This window comes from Arthrobacter sp. 1088 (genome assembly GCF_031455315.1).
GTDB lineage: Bacteria > Actinomycetota > Actinomycetes > Actinomycetales > Micrococcaceae > Arthrobacter.
Genome location: NZ_JAVDSM010000008.1, coordinates 134,760 through 149,780, shown reverse-complemented (window position 1 = coordinate 149,780; position 15,021 = coordinate 134,760). Strand labels below are relative to the sequence as shown.

Genomic DNA, 15,021 nt, shown 5'->3' with positions numbered 1-15,021 from the left:
CTTGGGCACCTCGATCACTAGAAAGGCACTTCCCCTATGTCAAAAACACTTTCCCGGAAGCATTTCCTCGGCTTGGCTGGTGCTTCAGTCACCGCCGTCGCGCTTGCAGCCTGTGGCGGTCCCTCGACTGATGCCGGAAGCACATCCGCAAAGGCGCTCTCCCCGGAGGATTGGTCCAAGATCAAACCTGCCCCAAGCATCAGTTTCATGTCCAGCCATCCCGGTAAGTCCCGGGATACGGAGCAGAAGCTGATAGAGGCCTTCCAAGCGGCCAATCCGGATATCAAAGTCAACCTCATCACCGGAGGCTCAAACTACGAGGAAGTGGCGCAAAAGTTCCAAACCTCCCAGGCCGGGAGCGAAGTACCGGACGTGGTCGTGGCGTCGGACGTGTGGTGGTTCCGCTACGCGGTTTCAGGTGCCATCCTTCCGATTAATGCGCTTCTCAAAGCCGTCAATGTCAGCTCCTCCGACTACAAGTCCGGTTTGATCGCCGATTACGAATATTCTGATCAGCTGTGGGCAGTCCCCTACGCCCGTTCAACCCCGTTGTTCTACTTCAATAAGGACCACTTCAAGGCGGCCGGAGTTCCCGAGCGGGCGCCAAAAACCTGGGAAGAGTTCGCCGAGTGGGCACCCAGGATCAAGTCGGCGAATGCTTCAGCTTCCGGATACCAAAACGCCTACCAGTACCCGGCGATCGCAGGTTATGCCGGCTGGACCCTGCAAAACGTCCTGTGGGGCCAAGGCGGCGGCTGGTCCAAGGAGTGGGAGATTACGGCAAATTCAAGCCAATCTGTTGCCGCGATGCAGTGGGTGCAGGACTCCATTGTGAAGAATGGCTGGGCCGGGGTCTCCTCCAAGAACGCCATTACCGACCTTCAAGCCGGTGCAATCAGCGCCACGATCAGCTCGTCCGCCGACCTCGCCGCCACCCTAAAGGCTGCGAAAGAAGCAAACATGAGGATCGACGTCGGATTCTTGCCGGGCGGTTCGGCCGCGGCGTCGCAGGTTTGTCCCACGGGCGGTTCCGGCTTGGTGATCGCCAGCAAAACGTCGCCCGAACAGCAGCTTGCAGCAGCCAAGTTCGTCACGTTCATGACGAACGCGCAGAGCACGTCCACTCTGTCTGCCGCAACCGGCTACCTACCTGTGGCCGAGGCGGCAGATATCTCGGCGATTGTTGCCCAGACACCGGAATTCCAAACTGTCGTAGACCAGCTCAAAGAGACCCGCACCCAGGACTTTGCCCGAACGTTCCTTCCCGGCGGAGACCAGGAGCTGGCCAAGGCAGCCACCAGGATCATGAATGAAAAGGCCGATGTGCAAGCAACGCTGACCGAGCTGAAGGGAACGTTGGAAGGCATTTACAACAAGGATGTGAAACCGAAGCTGAAGTCGTAAGCCCCGGCGGCGTAAGCGTAGGCATCGTTGGGGGTGCCTACGCTTACGCACCCGACCTGGCTGCGGACACCCAAATTCCTTGGATCAATTTGGGTGTCGTGAAGATCACAAAGCAACAACCCCCGGAAGCGGCGATGCGTTAAAGAAGAAAAGCACCAGTTCCGAAGAACTGATGCTTCCCAGTGGTGGCTCCGACCGGCGTCGATCCGGTGACCTTTCGATTTTCAGTCGAACGCTCTACCAACTGAGCTACAGAGCCTAGGTGACAAGTCACCTTGAGAACCGAAATTACTTCCGGCGCTCAGAGCGACCCTGACGGGACTTGAACCCGCGACCTCCGCCGTGACAGGGCGGCGCGCTAACCAACTGCGCTACAGGGCCTTGCGTTTGCAGTATCTCTACCGCGTTTTTTTCAAGGCTTCTAGCTTACCAGACTTTTTTCATCCGATTTACCACTTGCCTTGCGTACCCCCAACGGGATTCGAACCCGTGCCGCCGCCGTGAAAGGGCGGTGTCCTAGGCCGCTAGACGATGGGGGCCTGAACTCAATTCGGATTATGCGAGGAAAAACAACACTTTATGCGTTCTTTTCGGTTCTCACCCGTCCGAACTGGACTCTAAAACTTTAGAGCATAGATGGCGATATTCCCAAATCGAGGTCTGCACGACTATGCAATAGCGACTACGGGACATGCTCAAGGAGGTCACCGACCTGGCAATCAAGCGCCTCGCAGATGGCTGTCAGCGTGGAGAATCGGATGGCCTTCGCCCGGTCATTTTTGAGGACGGACAGGTTGACGAGGCTCACCCCAACTCGACGGCTGAGCTCCGTCAGCGTCATGCCGCGGAGCTCCAGCAACTCATCCAGCCTGCAGTGGATGGCGATCGTCTCTTCGGCTGGCATCAGACAAGGCCTTCGGTGTCGCTCTGTAGGCGTCGCCCGAATTGGAACACGCCCCCCAGCAACACGAGCACCCCGCCAGCCACCAAAGGTGCCGGGTCGAACCCGGAAATGTAGACCAACGTTTCCCCGACCCTCGCCGGCATGGCTCCAAGCTGTTCGGCCAGCCGGCTCTTAGCGGTGGAATCCAGAATCTGGGCGGCACTTCCCGAGATTGCCAGGAGCATGCCGACGGACCCAACGATTACGGCAGTGCGCGGGCCGAACAGCACCCTGCTCGTAAGCCGATAGGCCAGCAGGACCAGGAGCGAAACGACGCAGAGGACGGCCACCAGATTCATGGCTGCCGACCAGCCCAGGAGTGAAGCCTCATATTCAGGAAGGACGGGGACGGTTGCCTGCACTTCCGAGACGCGGGCTACGGCGCCGAGATCCAGCGCTTCCGACTCCCGGGTGGAAGGGTCAAGGGGCAGCCGCAGGACCACCTCTCCGTCGCCATTATTGATGATCGTCGAGACTGTTGAAAGCGAAGCGGCAATGGCCACCGCCACCGAGACGACAATGAGTACGGCCGAATCCACTCTTGACAGCACACTCACGCCCGCCAGCGAATCCACGATCCTTCTTTTTGAACCCACAGTTTCCCCCCAAGGGTTATCGAAGTTCGTTAATATCGAACATCGATAAACTAACCCCGCAACCCACGCGGCGTCAAACATTGGCAGTTTCTTGCCGTGACGCGTCCGAAAACCGCCAGCCCGGCCGACCTCCCCGGCACTAGATTGGCTCTATGACAACCACCACCCCGGCCGAACCCGGCCAGCCGTCCCCGGGCATGCAACCGCGCAACACCCCCGCGCCTGCAGCTCCCATCAGCAAACTTGGCATCGCCGCCGTCGTCGTCACCGTAGTCCTTTGGGCTTCAGCGTTCGTCGGCATCCGCGCTGTGGGCCCAAGCTTCTCCCCCGGTTCCTTGACGCTCGGACGGTTGGCGGTTGCCGCCGTCGTTCTTGGAATCGTGGTGCTGCCCACCCTGAAAATCTGGCCACGGGGCAAGGAATGGTTGCCCATCATGGCGTACGGGGTGATGTGGTTCGGCGGTTACAACGTGGCGCTGAACGCTGCGGAGCACATGCTCGACGCCGGTACCAGCGCAATGCTGATCAACGTCTCGCCGATCCTCATTGCAGTCCTCGCCGGAGTAGTCCTCAAGGAAGGCTTCCCACGGTGGCTTCTGATCGGGAGCGCCGTTGCGTTCGGTGGCGTGGCGATGATCGCCCTCGGTTCGGGACAGCGTTCGACGGCGGATGTCGCCGGGGTGTTGTTGTGCTTGCTTGCCGCCGTACTCGCCTCCGTCAGCGCGATCCTGCAGAAGCCGGTGCTCCGGAAATTCACAGCCGGCCAGGCGACCTGGTTCGGCATCATGGTTGGCACCGTGTGCTGCCTGCCGTGGACGGGCCAACTGATCAGCGAGGTCCAGTCGGCGCCGCTGCCGGCCACACTCGGCTTGGTCTACCTGGGCATCTTCCCGACGGCCATCGCCTTCACCACATGGGCGTACGCGCTGTCCTTGATCTCGGCCGGAAAACTCGCCGCCACGACGTACCTGGTCCCCGGCACCACCATCCTCATCTCTTGGGCTGTGCTTCAGGAAGTCCCAACCATCTGGGGACTGATCGGTGGCGTGGTGTGCTTGATCGGCGTGGGCCTGACCCGACGAACGGCAATGGCTGCCCGGCGAACGGCAAAGTGACTAGCGGGCCATACCCGCAAGGAGCTCCCGGTGCGTGGGCGGATTGGCGCCCGGACGGCCAACGGTAATGGATGCTGCCATGGATGCCGTGGTTCCGATCCGCTCCAGGACCGTAGGCGCCAGACCGTCGCTGCCACGCAGGAGCAGGCCCATAATGAGCGCCGACATATATGAATCCCCGGCGCCGATGGTGTCGGCCACGTTCGATGGAATGGCGGGAACTGTGAGTTGCATGTGCCGGGTGGCCATGAGCGAACCGCTGGAGCCCCGGGTCACTACCGCAAGTACAGTGCCAAGGTCCAGGAGGTGACTCGCGGTGTCCTCCAAATCCTTGCCCGGGTACAGCCAGCGGGCGTCGTGCGCGCTCATTTTCACGACGTCCGTCAATGGCACCAACTCTTCGAACAAGGAAAGTGCCTCGTGGTGGCTGCCAAGGAGGTCAGCACGGATGTTGGGATCGTAGGTAATCATGCAGCCGCCCTGCGCCTGCTCCAGCAGGCTCCTGACAACGCTGGCCCCAGGTTCAAGGAACGTGGCGATCGAACCCGTGTGCAGGATTCTTGGTGCATACGGCAGCGCGAGCGGAGCAAGTGCCGAATCGATCTCGAACGTGTACTCAGCCGAACCGTCGGCATCGATCCGGGCGGTCGCCGTCGCCGTCTTGCCCAAGGACTTTGATCCGGGCAGCAGTACCACGCCCGCGCCCTGAAGGTGCGAGGCAATGGCGTCGCCCCGCTGGTCCCGTCCGATGGCGGTCAGCAGGCCGGCCTTTACATCCAGGCGGCCGAGCCCATAAGCAACGTTGGCCGGCGAGCCTCCGGGATATTCGATCTGCCCATCGGGCGACTCCACGATGTCGATGAGCGCCTCACCTACCACGACGACGTCGAGGGGCTCAGGTGCGGAGGTAGGCGTGGCGGTCATGCGGTTCCTGTTCGTTCGTTGGTGAGATGCGGGGCTGGCCTACGGATTGCCGTTCGACGAGCTCGCATTCGAACAGTTCAGCATGACCTGGGGACGGTGCACCAGCGCGTACCAGCTCCAGGGCGTCAATGTTCCTTGTTGGGACTAGAGTCGGATCATGTCCGCGAATCTCCCTCCCGGCCTGCCCATCGTTCCCGACGGCGATCTCCCCTCCTCGCCGCTTCCGGAGCGGAAAGCAGTGCATAGCCCGATCGAGCATGCCCCCACCGAGGGCGCTGGATTAGCCGGAGTTGACGCGGATTTCCCTGCCGGGCCGTTCGAAATGTCGCCGGAGGAGTTCGAAGAAGCTGTGAGCGACGCCTTGCAGCTGATCCCACCCAAAGCTGCAAGCGCCATGGACAACGTGGCAATCTTCATCGAGGACGACTACACACCACGCCCGGATGAAGATCCGGACACCGTACTACTTGGTTTGTACGAGGGCGTGCCGTTGACCGAACGCGACTCCTGGTGGGAAGCGGGCTCCCTGCCGGATCGGATCACTATTTTTCGCCAGCCCATCCTGGACATCTGCTCCACCCGCGAGGAAGTCATCGACGAAGTGGCCGTGACGGTGATCCACGAGATCGCCCACCACTTCGGAATTGACGACGACCGCCTGCATGAGCTCGGCTGGGGCTAGCCTTGTAAGCATGGGGCACGATCACAACCACTCCCACGGAGTAACCGCAACCGGCAAGCATCGCAAACGGCTTATTGCAGTCCTGGCCATCACCTTGGGTGTGGTGGGCATCCAGGTGGTTGGCGCGCTCATCTCTGGCTCGCTTGCGCTGCTGGCCGATGCAGGCCACATGCTGTCCGACGCCGCAGGCGTGTTCATCGCATTGATGGCGGCGTGGATCGCTACCCGCCCGGCGAGCGATCAACGGACTTACGGATATCAACGGGCCGAGGTGCTGGCGGCCTTGGCCAACGCCCTTGTACTCATCGTCATCGCAGTCGTCATCATGATCGAGGCCATCCGCCGCTTTGGGGAGTCGCCGGAAATCCACACGGACGTCATGCTGTGGGCGGCGATCCTGGGCGCCCTGGCCAACCTCATTTCCCTGATGATCCTGCAGGGGGCCCAAAAGGAAAGCCTCAACGTCCGGGGGGCCTATCTTGAGGTCCTTGGCGATCTTCTCGGCTCGATTGCCGTTATTGCGGCTGCCATCGTCATCATGACCACGGGCTTCACTGCCGCTGACCCCATTGCTTCTGTCCTGATCGCCCTCATGATCATCCCCCGCGCCTGGCACCTGCTCCGCGATGTTGTTGACGTACTTCTGGAAGCTACCCCCAAGGGCGTGGACGTGAATATGATCCGCGAGCACATCCTTGCCGTGGACGGGGTAGTGGAGGCCCACGACATCCACATCTGGACCATCACATCCGGGGTGCCCGTGTTCTCCGCCCATGTTGTTGTGGAAGACGAGGTCCTTAACGCCAGCGGGGCAGACAGCATCCTGGACCAGCTTGGATCCTGCTTGGGGCGCCATTTCGACACCGAGCACTGTACCTTCCAGCTGGAACCTGTCAGCCACTCCGAGCACGAGTCACACCAGCACGCCTAGCCGGGCGCGTCACTTGGCGTCGCAGTTACCGTTCCTGCTGCTCCATCCACCGTGATGATCTGGCCTGAGCTGATCCGCAGGGTCGCGTCGGGCACGCCCACCACCGCAGGTATGCCGTACTCGCGGGCCACCACGGCGCCGTGGGAGTTGGGACCGCCCATTTCCATAACTAGGCCGCCGGCGGTGAGGAACAAGGGTGTCCAGCCGGGGTCGGTGGAGGGCGCCACGAGGATTTCCCCAGGTTCCAGATGAGCGCCAACGGGGTCCAGGATGACCCGCGCCGGGGCTGTGATGACGCCCGCCGACGCCGGACTGCCGGAGAGCGCTCCGGGAGAAGCCGGGGTTCTGCCAGCTGCGGCAGTGGCTTCAGGTTCTGTCCCGTCTGAGAGCAGTACCCGTGGAATATGCCGACGCCTCAGTTCCTGTGCGTATTCTGCGCGGCGATCTGCCACGAGTTGATGGAGCTTGTTGCCAGCCAGGGCAGTCTCTACTTCGTTGAGGTCCAGGAAGAAGATATCCTCCGCGCTTTCAATCCGCCCTGCCTCCGCCAGTTCTGCTCCGACCAGCGAGAGTTGTTCCCTTGCCGAAGCCAAGCCGAGGACGAGGTTGTATTTGGGCAGCTCCCTCATCCCGGCAAACCTGCGCGTACGGTCCAACGCCGCACGGACCAGCTTGGCATGGAGCGGACTCTTGGCCCTTGCCCGCGCAACCAATCTGGCAACCTGTTCATCTGCCTCCCGGGCAGCTTTCCCGAACTGCTGGTCGGGTGCGTCCGCCGTGTGCTCGAGCCGCAGATAGTTGACCACGACGCCGAGTATGTGGGTTGGGTCGTCCGACCATCGGGGCATGCCGAGGTCGATCTCAGCCACAGCCCTGTGCCCGTAGGTGCGGAGGAAAGCTTCAAGCCCGGATTGCGCAACTGCTGGTAGTGCTCTGTCCTTGTACTGCTGAACGAGTTCGTCGAGTGTGGGGTAACTCAGGAAGGCCAAGGCCTCCGGATCTTCCCTGATCTCCTTGGCAAGCTGCCACAGCGCAAGGTCCATCTCGGTGGTGACATTGTTGGGTAGCCCGCGGATGACTGTTTGGAGCTGGTCCCAGGAGGCTTGCCCGCCCAACACCTTCCGGACGAGTCCAAGCATCGCAAAGCCCAGAACGGGAAGGGGCAGCACTTGGGGAACCGTTGCGAATACTTCCTCCCCCAGGATTCGCTGCACGTGGGCAATTCGCTGGTGGGCGGTGACGCCCTCCGGCACCCGGAGGGCCTGATGGAGCTCTGCCTCAAGCTGCTCTTGGCGCTTCATTGCGGCGTCGGGACGGAAAAGAGCCCGGACTACCGACTCAGGGACACGGTATTTAGCAGCAACAGGCGCAACGTGCCTGATGAGTCTTATCGGAGTTTTGATGGTGACGGCGAACCGCGGGTCATCGAAGAGGCCGCGAATCACCGCCGCGGAACGGGCCTCCATGATGTCAAAGATGCGCGGCACAATGGCCCGGCCCACCTTGCTGCGCAGCACGGATGTGAAGTCGAAGAAGATCCTCTGCCCGGCCTCATAGTAGGGCGATGGTCCCGAGCGTGGATCGGGGACATCGAAAGCCGCCCTGCGGGCAACGCTGGAAGCTATCAGGCGGATACCCGCCAGGCCCATGGGCGTCAGAGGCCTGGTGAGTCCTTGGGCGAGGCTGAAGTTCAGGAACGCGTGCTCACCGGGAGTCGCCGGCACCCGCGAGGTCAGCGGATAGAGGGTAGTAATGGGCCTTGCCTGCGTGAGCCAGAGTTTCCCGGACGAATCGATCGCCCATTCTGTATCCTGCGGGGCTCCATAGTGGGCCTCGACGCGCCTTCCCAACTCGGCCAGCGCGTGGATCTGGTCATCGCTGAGGCACGGCTGCACGGCGTGATTCTTGGTTGCCGCGGCCTGACCGGCCCGCTCAATTCGTTCGGTGCCACCGCCGGCAAGCGATCTGATCTCTACCTGCCGGTCACCCAGCGACCGCTTCAGGATGGAGTTGGTCTGCATATCAACTACGTACTGATCGGGATTAACGGCGCCTGACACTACGGCTTCTCCCAGACCAGGGCTGGCATCGATCACAGCTTCACGGCGCCGACCCGTCACCGGGTTGGCCGTGAACATCACACCGGCCGTCGCGGAATCCACCATCTCCTGGACAACGACGGCCAGCGTCACCGTGGCATGGTCAATACCGTTGGTTGTCCGGTAGCTCACTGCCCGGTCCGTCCAGAGCGATGCCCAACAGCGGCTTACGGCGTCCAGAACTGCGTCTGCTCCCACTACGTTCAGGAAAGTGTCCTGCTGCCCGGCGAAACTCGCGAAGGGCAAGTCCTCGGCCGTGGCTGAGGACCTCACTGCGACGGGGGCTGCGTCTCCCAACCTCCGATACGCCGTCCGTACCGACTCAGCGACGTCGGTGGGAACTCCGGCGTCGAGCACCAAGGATCTTGCCCGGGCGGCTAGCCTATTCAGTTCGTCAAGGTCAGAAGCTCCGGCGTCCTGTAGAAGTGCAAAGATCTCCTCCATTCCAATCGCTGAAAGGGCGTACCGGTAGGCGGACGTTGTAAGGCAAAAGCCCGGCGGCACTGGAAGGCGGGCGGCATTCAGCTCGCCGAGATTGGCGGCCTTGCCGCCTACCTCGGGGAGCATGTCCGCCCGGATGTCCGCAATATCCCGAATGAAGACTTGCCCGTTTACATCCGGGCCCGCGCTGTCTTCCTGCCTATGCTTCCCGGGCTGCTGGTTATCCATGGACGGTTCGCGCCATGGCCCTAAGCCGCGCCGAGCATGGGTCCGAATTTGGGCCGGTCTGCCAGCCGCGGATCCTCGCGGTCCGGAACAACGAGGACCGGCCCCTTGGCGTGATGAAGCACGCCATCAGATGTGGAACCAAGGAGCATGCCCGCGAAACCACCCCGGCCCCGCGTACCCAGGACAACCAGCTCCACGCCCCGGCTAGCCTCGACCAACACGTCCACTGGTGAGCCGTCCCTAAGGTCCGTTTCCACGGGCAGCTGCGGGAAGTGGCTGCGGAGCCAGGCGACGCCTGCATCCAATTGGACCTTAATATCCGCGAACAGGGCATCGCGATCCAACGGTGCCGGCACCCAGGCCAAGGAGCCGCTGTACTGCGGGACTGCGCAGATGACGCGGAGTTTGGCCCCCATCCGCTGGGCTTGTTCGGCTGCCTCGAGAACGGCGACGCGGGCCTGCTCCGAACCGTCCACACCCACGGCGACGACGTTTTCCACCGTTCGCGGCCCGGCCTTGGCGTGCTCAGCCTTGATGTGCTTGTCCTCGGTGTTCTCGCCCAAACGATCGGCGCAATACAGCGGGACCGTTACGGTGGGGCATTTTGCGTGGGCCGGCAAGGCGCTGCTGACCGAGCCCAGGAGACGCCCGACAAAGCCACCACGGCCACGGCTGCCGAACACCAGGAGTGCAGCGTTCGCAGAGAGGTCAAGGAGGACTCCCGCGGCATCCCCATTCTCCACTGACGCATCGACGTCAATGTTGTAGCTTGAGACCTTATCCATGGCTTGCTTGACGATTGCTTCCGCGCCCTCGCGGATCACGGAATCGTCCACGGTGGCGTATCCGCCGTCGAGGCCGGACGCTGCGAAGATGGGCACCGAATAAGCCGTGACTATATGCAGGGGAAGTTGGCGCCGTTCCGCCTCACGCGCAGCCCATACAAGGGCGCATTGACCATGCTCGGAACCGTCCACTCCGACGACGATTCCACCAGGCGCCACAGCCTGGTCCCCGCCGTCCCGTGGTTCTTCAATGTGTCTGCCGTGCTGGTCCATGGGGCCCGCCTCTCCACCTACTGCTTGATGTTCCGGCCATTCTGCCAGAGGTTCTCCCTACCGGTGATCCCTTGCTGGCGCGCAACCAATAGCCGGGGCCGAAGAAACCCTCGGGGTTCTCCTTCCAATGCCCACTATTCTCGGTTGGCAATGCCGAATCAAGGCGACTTTGGGCTATGTGGATAACGGTCCGGGCTCGGTTTCCGGCACGCTCACCACGCGCCGGGTTGCGCTGCGGATGAACATCCAAAACACGCTGTCGCCGAGGCTATCCATGGCAGAAAAAGTTCGGTAGTGTTCGAGTCACCGAATGGCCGGCAAAGGTGTCCCAGGACACAACCCGGCCATTTATTTGCGGCCGCTTGGGGAACTCGGACGCGATCCAGCGCGCTGCCGAAGGCACACACGTCAAGGAGGAACCCAAGCAGTGTCACTCACTCCTGATTCCGTCACGGAACGGACTACCACCGTGGTGATCGGCACCGGCCTCTCCGGCCTGGCTGTTGCCAGCGAGCTCAGCCGCTACGGCGTCGGTTCCATCGTGCTGGATGGCTTTGGTTCTTTATCGACCACCGGACCAGCGGTCCACACGGGAATGCTCCAGCGCTGCGACGCAGCAGACCCCGCGGCAATGCAGGAGCGCAACGAGATCCTGCGCCATTTGCGCAACTACGCCGCCAGCCATCACTTGGATGTCCGCACCACCACACGCGCTGTCCGGCTGGACTTCCTGGGTGGCGACTCGTCGTTGCAGCTTGGATACGGACCCGTCGCAAGCCTGACCACGGGCAGCCTGAGGGCTGGGATGAGCGTCTATGGCCCCCTCGAATCCACCCCACGTCAATGGGCCGTGCATACAGCCAGCGGGGTTCTCCTGGCAGACCACATCGTGGTGACGCGCTGCGCCCAGAGCCAGCTGCGCCGAATGCTTGCCGATCTGGGAATCGCCATAGGCCAGAACTTCGTGGCAGCCATGCGTGCAGTCGGGATGCACTTGGTGGGCGTTGGGGAACTTATTACACCCACGCCCAAGGAAGTACTACGGCAAGCCAAGGCAGTGGGGCAAGCGATCTCATCCAAGGTGGCCCTCCCCGCCGGGCCGGGCATCGCCCTCGCCTAGAACCTGGCCTGGAGCCTTTACCTGGAACCCTGCGCGTAGAAACCTGGCGGAGAACCCTGGCCTTGAAACGATCGAGCCAACCAAAGCATGTTCCTAAAAAGAACAAAAATTAACCCAAAAGGCCGGCGCCTCCGAAGACATTTGTCCTCGAAAGCACCGGCCTTTGAGTTGGAGCGTGAAGCTTAGGCGCCAGCGCGTACGTACGTGATGGGGCCGGTTGCGGTGAGCCAGCTGATCGGGTGGATGCCCGTCTGGTTGCCGTTGATGCCACCGCTGATGGCCTGGCCGTTGCCGATGTAGATGGCTACGTGGCCGGACTGGACGATCATGTCACCGGGCTGGGGGTCGCTGACAACCTTGCCGTAGTTCAGGAACTGCATGGGTGCGAGGTCGCCAACCGGGATGCCGGCAGAGCCGAGGGCCCGTTCCACCATCGCGGTGCAATCCTGCATGATGCCGATCTGGGCGTAAGCCGAGGCGACCATGGCAGCGTTGATGCCACCAACAGCCGGAGCTGCAGCAGGCGCGGATGCCACTGGGGCGGTAGCCGTAGTAGTTGCAGCGGCCTGGACGGTAGCCGCTGCGGGCGCCTTCTTGGCCGCCGGAGCCGGAGCAACAGGAGCCGGCTTTTCAATGACGGGAGCCGCTACGGAAGCAACCGCGGGGCGCTCGAAGTTGATGGTGGCCGTCGATGCGGCCGTAACAACCTTGGTGGGACCCTCGGTAACGGTCTCGGCGACAGTAGCGGGGCTGGAGTCGCGCTGAACAGGGGTCTCTGCTGCGTGGGCAGCGATGGAGCCCGTGAGGACCAGGCCTGAAGCTGCTGCGATGACAGCGGCTTGGCGACCTGCGCCGGATGCGTTGCTGGCAACAGCCTTGGAGATGGAGATGAACGGATTAGGACGTACGCTGTCCGCCTTACGACGGCCGCGAAGAATGCGTGAAGACATGAAAGAGCCTCTCCCGATGCCTGCGAGGTTAGCTGTCGGATTCGGATGGGAGTCACCCGGCCACTATCCCCCGCTGTGCAGCGGAAGCTTCGTGACTTCACCCCAAGGCGCGCTCTGAAAGCGGGCCAAAATGGGTTCCCCGTCTCTGCCGTAGGTTTGTCTGCGAACGGATTCCGGACTGCGGCAGAGCTAGGCAATCAGACCGGAATGCCTGTTACGTGGAACAGGCACAGGTACAACCGTACGGGAAGATCACCCCAAAGTCACATTTACGTAACGAGCAGTTCGTTTTTGGCGTGTCGCAGTAACCGTTTCGAGATCTTCGCAAGTATGTAGAAAACCCCGCTATTCCGGGGAATTTTCGCCATCCGGGTCGTTGGGGGCCGCTAGCTTCTTCCGGGCTGTAACAGCGAGGAAGATCACCAGACCGATCGCCACCACAGCGAGGCCAACGATGCTCCAGGGGAAGGGCTGGGAAGCTGCCGGAGCCGGCTCAGTATTTTCCGTACCGGGGGCCGCTGTGCCCGCCGTCGGAACAGCCGCCGGAGCCGGGGAGGAGGCACCTGCCGAGCCGCTCGCCGTCGTCGTGCTTGTCCCGGAAACTGTGAACTTGAAGGTTCCCTCGATCGGGTGGGAGTCTGAACTGACCACACGCCACACCACGGTGTATTCGCCGGCTGGAGCGCCCTGACGCAGCTTCTGGACAGCCCTGTTGTCGATGATTTCCACTGCGCCATCTGCCCAGTTTTCGCCCCCGGCGGTGACGGTCACGCCGGAACCGATGGCCAGTGGCTGGTTGTTGAACGTGATGGATACCGACGCCGGCACTTCAGCCACCCTGGCACCGTTGGCCGGGGTTGTTGATTCGGCGACGTCGTGCGCGGAGGCCGGAGCAGCTCCAAGCAGCAACGCGGAAGCGAAAGCAAGAGCGGCTACGACGGCGGCCAGAAGCGGGCGGATGGTACGCATGGGGCGGTTTCTCCTAGTGTTGGCTTCCTTACAGACTAGGCGAATCGTTCCAGCACCCCACATTGGCGGGCATAGGATTTGAGAGCAAACTCCCCCGATCACCGGAGACCTTCATGCTTAAACAAGGTTCTGCAATCGACCGCTACTTCAAGATCTCCGAGCGCGGGTCCACATACTCGCGCGAAATCCGCGGCGGCTTCGCGACCTTCTTCGCCATGAGCTACATCGTGGTGCTGAACCCGCTGATCCTCTCCGGGGCAGACTCGAGCGGAGCATCGCTCGGCTTCACGGCCGTAGCGGCAACCACTGCTTTCGTTGCGGGCATCCTCACGATCCTCATGGGCGCTTGGGCCAAGCACCCCTTCGCCGTGGCAACGGGCCTGGGAGTGAACGCATTCGTCGCCGTAACGGTTGCCTCCCACCCTGAACTGACCTGGCCGGACATGATGGGGCTGGTGGTGCTTTCGGGTGTCACCATGCTCATCCTGGTACTCACCGGATTCCGCACGGCCGTTTTCAGGGCCGTCCCGGAAGCGCTCAAGACGGCAATCGTGGTGGGCATTGGCCTGTTCATCGCCTTGATCGGGCTGGTCAACGCTGGTTTTGTCCGACGCATTCCGGATGCCGCCGGCACCACGGTCCCGCTGGGCCTTGGCGTGGATGGCAAGCTGATGGGCTGGCCGACGTTGGTGTTCGCTGTCGGCCTGGTCCTGACCATTGCGTTGGTGGTGCGAAAGGTCCGCGGGGCAATCCTGATCGGCATCGTGGTGTCCACCGCCCTGGCCGCCATACTCGAATTCACGCTTCACATTGGTCCCAGCTTCGACGGTAAGAACGTCAATCCCCGCGGCTGGTCACTGGTGGCGCCGACGCTTTCCGAATGGGGCGCCCCTGACCTCTCCCTGATCGGCAAAGCCAACCCCTTCGGAGCTTTTGAACACCTCGGTTTCGTGGCTGCTGCGCTGTTGGCGTTCGTGATCCTCCTCAGCATCTTCTTCGACGCCATGGGCACTATGGTGGGCCTGGCCAACGAGGCAGGGACCGTGGACGAACACGGAAACATTCCCAATGTGGACCGCGTCCTGCAGGTCGATGCCCTGGGCGCAATCGTCGGTGGCGGTGCCTCCGTTTCGTCCAACCAGATCTTCGTTGAATCGGGCGCGGGCATTGGCGAGGGCGCCCGGACCGGTCTCGCCTCCATTGTCACGGGCCTGCTCTTCCTGGTGGCAATGTTCTTCACGCCGCTCATCAACCTGGTCCCGTTCGAAGCCGTGGCTCCTGCGCTTGTGGTGGTGGGCTTCATGATGGTGTCCCAGGTTGGCAAGATCGACTGGCAGGACTGGGGCGTTGGCATTCCCGCCTTCCTGACTATCGCCCTGATGCCATTCACGTACTCCATTGCCAACGGCCTGGGCGCAGGCTTCATCTCCTACGTCCTGATCCGCACTTTCCAGGGCCGTGCCCGTGAAGTCCACCCCCTGATGTGGGCAGTGGCGGCTGCGTTCCTGCTGTTCTTTGGCATCGGAACTGTGGAGGAGTTGTTGGGCGTCAAGTAGCGATG

Annotated in this window: 13 protein-coding genes, 3 tRNA genes and 1 riboswitch; of the genes, 6 read left to right on the top strand and 10 right to left on the bottom strand. The window is 62.1% G+C overall.

What is annotated here, in order from left to right; all coding sequences use genetic code 11:
- Positions 1-36 precede the first annotated feature (36 nt).
- Positions 37-1,404 (top strand): ABC transporter substrate-binding protein, encoded by a 1,368-nt coding sequence (locus tag J2Y41_RS14350; protein ID WP_309929447.1) that lies wholly within the window; start codon positions 37-39, stop codon positions 1,402-1,404.
- A 183-nt stretch (positions 1,405-1,587) separates the two neighbouring features.
- Here the strand turns inward: J2Y41_RS14350 and J2Y41_RS14345 are convergent.
- The 5 genes from J2Y41_RS14345 to J2Y41_RS14325 all read right to left on the bottom strand — a co-directional run bounded on the left by J2Y41_RS14345 (position 1,588) and on the right by J2Y41_RS14325 (position 2,922).
- Positions 1,588-1,663: transfer RNA gene (locus tag J2Y41_RS14345), tRNA-Phe, on the bottom strand.
- Positions 1,664-1,711: 48 nt separating this feature from the next.
- Positions 1,712-1,785: transfer RNA gene (locus J2Y41_RS14340), tRNA-Asp, on the bottom strand.
- A gap of 85 nt (positions 1,786-1,870) precedes the next feature.
- Positions 1,871-1,943 (bottom strand) — tRNA-Glu (locus J2Y41_RS14335).
- Between the two features lie 143 nt (positions 1,944-2,086).
- Entirely contained in the window at positions 2,087-2,308 is a 222-nt protein-coding gene (locus J2Y41_RS14330; RefSeq protein ID WP_224094941.1) for a helix-turn-helix transcriptional regulator, read from the bottom strand.
- Positions 2,308-2,922, bottom strand: coding sequence for a hypothetical protein (locus J2Y41_RS14325; protein WP_309929445.1), 615 nt, complete (start codon positions 2,920-2,922; stop codon positions 2,308-2,310). The genes J2Y41_RS14330 and J2Y41_RS14325 overlap by 1 nt, the downstream gene beginning before the upstream one ends.
- A gap of 173 nt (positions 2,923-3,095) precedes the next feature.
- Between J2Y41_RS14325 and J2Y41_RS14320 the strand changes: the two genes are divergently transcribed.
- Positions 3,096-4,058 (top strand): DMT family transporter, encoded by a 963-nt coding sequence (locus J2Y41_RS14320; RefSeq protein WP_309929443.1) that lies wholly within the window; start codon positions 3,096-3,098, stop codon positions 4,056-4,058.
- Here the strand turns inward: J2Y41_RS14320 and J2Y41_RS14315 are convergent, their stop codons facing one another.
- Positions 4,059-4,982, bottom strand: coding sequence for a carbohydrate kinase (locus tag J2Y41_RS14315; protein ID WP_309929442.1), 924 nt, complete (start codon positions 4,980-4,982; stop codon positions 4,059-4,061).
- 157 nt (positions 4,983-5,139) lie between these two features.
- On the opposite strand from J2Y41_RS14315, the gene J2Y41_RS14310 reads away from it, so the two are divergent.
- On the top strand, positions 5,140-5,664 hold the full coding sequence (locus J2Y41_RS14310) for a metallopeptidase family protein (protein WP_309929441.1): 525 nt from the start codon (positions 5,140-5,142) through the stop codon (positions 5,662-5,664).
- Positions 5,665-5,674: 10 nt separating this feature from the next.
- Positions 5,675-6,595 carry a cation diffusion facilitator family transporter gene (locus tag J2Y41_RS14305; protein ID WP_224094936.1) on the top strand — a complete coding sequence of 307 codons (921 nt, stop codon included), beginning with the start codon at positions 5,675-5,677 and terminating at the stop codon, positions 6,593-6,595.
- Here the strand turns inward: J2Y41_RS14305 and J2Y41_RS14300 are convergent.
- Together J2Y41_RS14300 and J2Y41_RS14295 are read right to left on the bottom strand one after the other, a co-directional pair.
- Positions 6,592-9,363 carry a PEP/pyruvate-binding domain-containing protein gene (locus J2Y41_RS14300; protein ID WP_224094935.1) on the bottom strand — a complete coding sequence of 924 codons (2,772 nt, stop codon included), beginning with the start codon at positions 9,361-9,363 and terminating at the stop codon, positions 6,592-6,594. The two genes, J2Y41_RS14305 and J2Y41_RS14300, sit on opposite strands and share 4 nt — an antisense overlap.
- 20 nt (positions 9,364-9,383) lie before the next feature.
- On the bottom strand, positions 9,384-10,421 hold the full coding sequence (locus J2Y41_RS14295) for a universal stress protein (protein ID WP_224094934.1): 1,038 nt from the start codon (positions 10,419-10,421) through the stop codon (positions 9,384-9,386).
- Positions 10,422-10,848: 427 nt separating this feature from the next.
- Between J2Y41_RS14295 and J2Y41_RS14290 the strand changes: the two genes are divergently transcribed.
- Positions 10,849-11,541: an FAD-binding protein gene (locus J2Y41_RS14290; protein ID WP_224094933.1), complete on the top strand. Its 693-nt coding sequence runs from the start codon at positions 10,849-10,851 to the stop codon at positions 11,539-11,541.
- A gap of 182 nt (positions 11,542-11,723) precedes the next feature.
- Here the strand turns inward: J2Y41_RS14290 and J2Y41_RS14285 are convergent, their stop codons facing one another.
- Entirely contained in the window at positions 11,724-12,491 is a 768-nt protein-coding gene (locus tag J2Y41_RS14285; RefSeq protein WP_224094931.1) for an NlpC/P60 family protein, read from the bottom strand.
- A 3-nt stretch (positions 12,492-12,494) separates the two neighbouring features.
- Positions 12,495-12,687: riboswitch (cyclic di-AMP (ydaO/yuaA leader) on the bottom strand.
- 149 nt (positions 12,688-12,836) lie between these two features.
- Positions 12,837-13,460, bottom strand: coding sequence for a copper resistance protein CopC (locus J2Y41_RS14280; RefSeq protein ID WP_309929433.1), 624 nt, complete (start codon positions 13,458-13,460; stop codon positions 12,837-12,839).
- A gap of 113 nt (positions 13,461-13,573) precedes the next feature.
- On the opposite strand from J2Y41_RS14280, the gene J2Y41_RS14275 reads away from it, so the two are divergent.
- Positions 13,574-15,016, top strand: coding sequence for an NCS2 family permease (locus tag J2Y41_RS14275; RefSeq protein WP_224094928.1), 1,443 nt, complete (start codon positions 13,574-13,576; stop codon positions 15,014-15,016).
- Positions 15,017-15,021: the final 5 nt, after the last annotated feature.

Coding starts and splice junctions, on each gene's coding strand:
- J2Y41_RS14285 (WP_224094931.1), bottom strand. CDS start 12,491: ATGTCTTCACGCATTCTTCGCGGCCGTCGTAAGGCGGACAGCGTACGT.
- J2Y41_RS14350 (WP_309929447.1), top strand. CDS start 37: ATGTCAAAAACACTTTCCCGGAAGCATTTCCTCGGCTTGGCTGGTGCT.
- J2Y41_RS14315 (WP_309929442.1), bottom strand. CDS start 4,982: ATGACCGCCACGCCTACCTCCGCACCTGAGCCCCTCGACGTCGTCGTG.
- J2Y41_RS14295 (WP_224094934.1), bottom strand. CDS start 10,421: ATGGACCAGCACGGCAGACACATTGAAGAACCACGGGACGGCGGGGAC.
- J2Y41_RS14300 (WP_224094935.1), bottom strand. CDS start 9,363: ATGGATAACCAGCAGCCCGGGAAGCATAGGCAGGAAGACAGCGCGGGC.
- J2Y41_RS14305 (WP_224094936.1), top strand. CDS start 5,675: ATGGGGCACGATCACAACCACTCCCACGGAGTAACCGCAACCGGCAAG.
- J2Y41_RS14280 (WP_309929433.1), bottom strand. CDS start 13,460: ATGCGTACCATCCGCCCGCTTCTGGCCGCCGTCGTAGCCGCTCTTGCT.
- J2Y41_RS14275 (WP_224094928.1), top strand. CDS start 13,574: ATGCTTAAACAAGGTTCTGCAATCGACCGCTACTTCAAGATCTCCGAG.
- J2Y41_RS14330 (WP_224094941.1), bottom strand. CDS start 2,308: ATGCCAGCCGAAGAGACGATCGCCATCCACTGCAGGCTGGATGAGTTG.
- J2Y41_RS14320 (WP_309929443.1), top strand. CDS start 3,096: ATGACAACCACCACCCCGGCCGAACCCGGCCAGCCGTCCCCGGGCATG.
- J2Y41_RS14310 (WP_309929441.1), top strand. CDS start 5,140: ATGTCCGCGAATCTCCCTCCCGGCCTGCCCATCGTTCCCGACGGCGAT.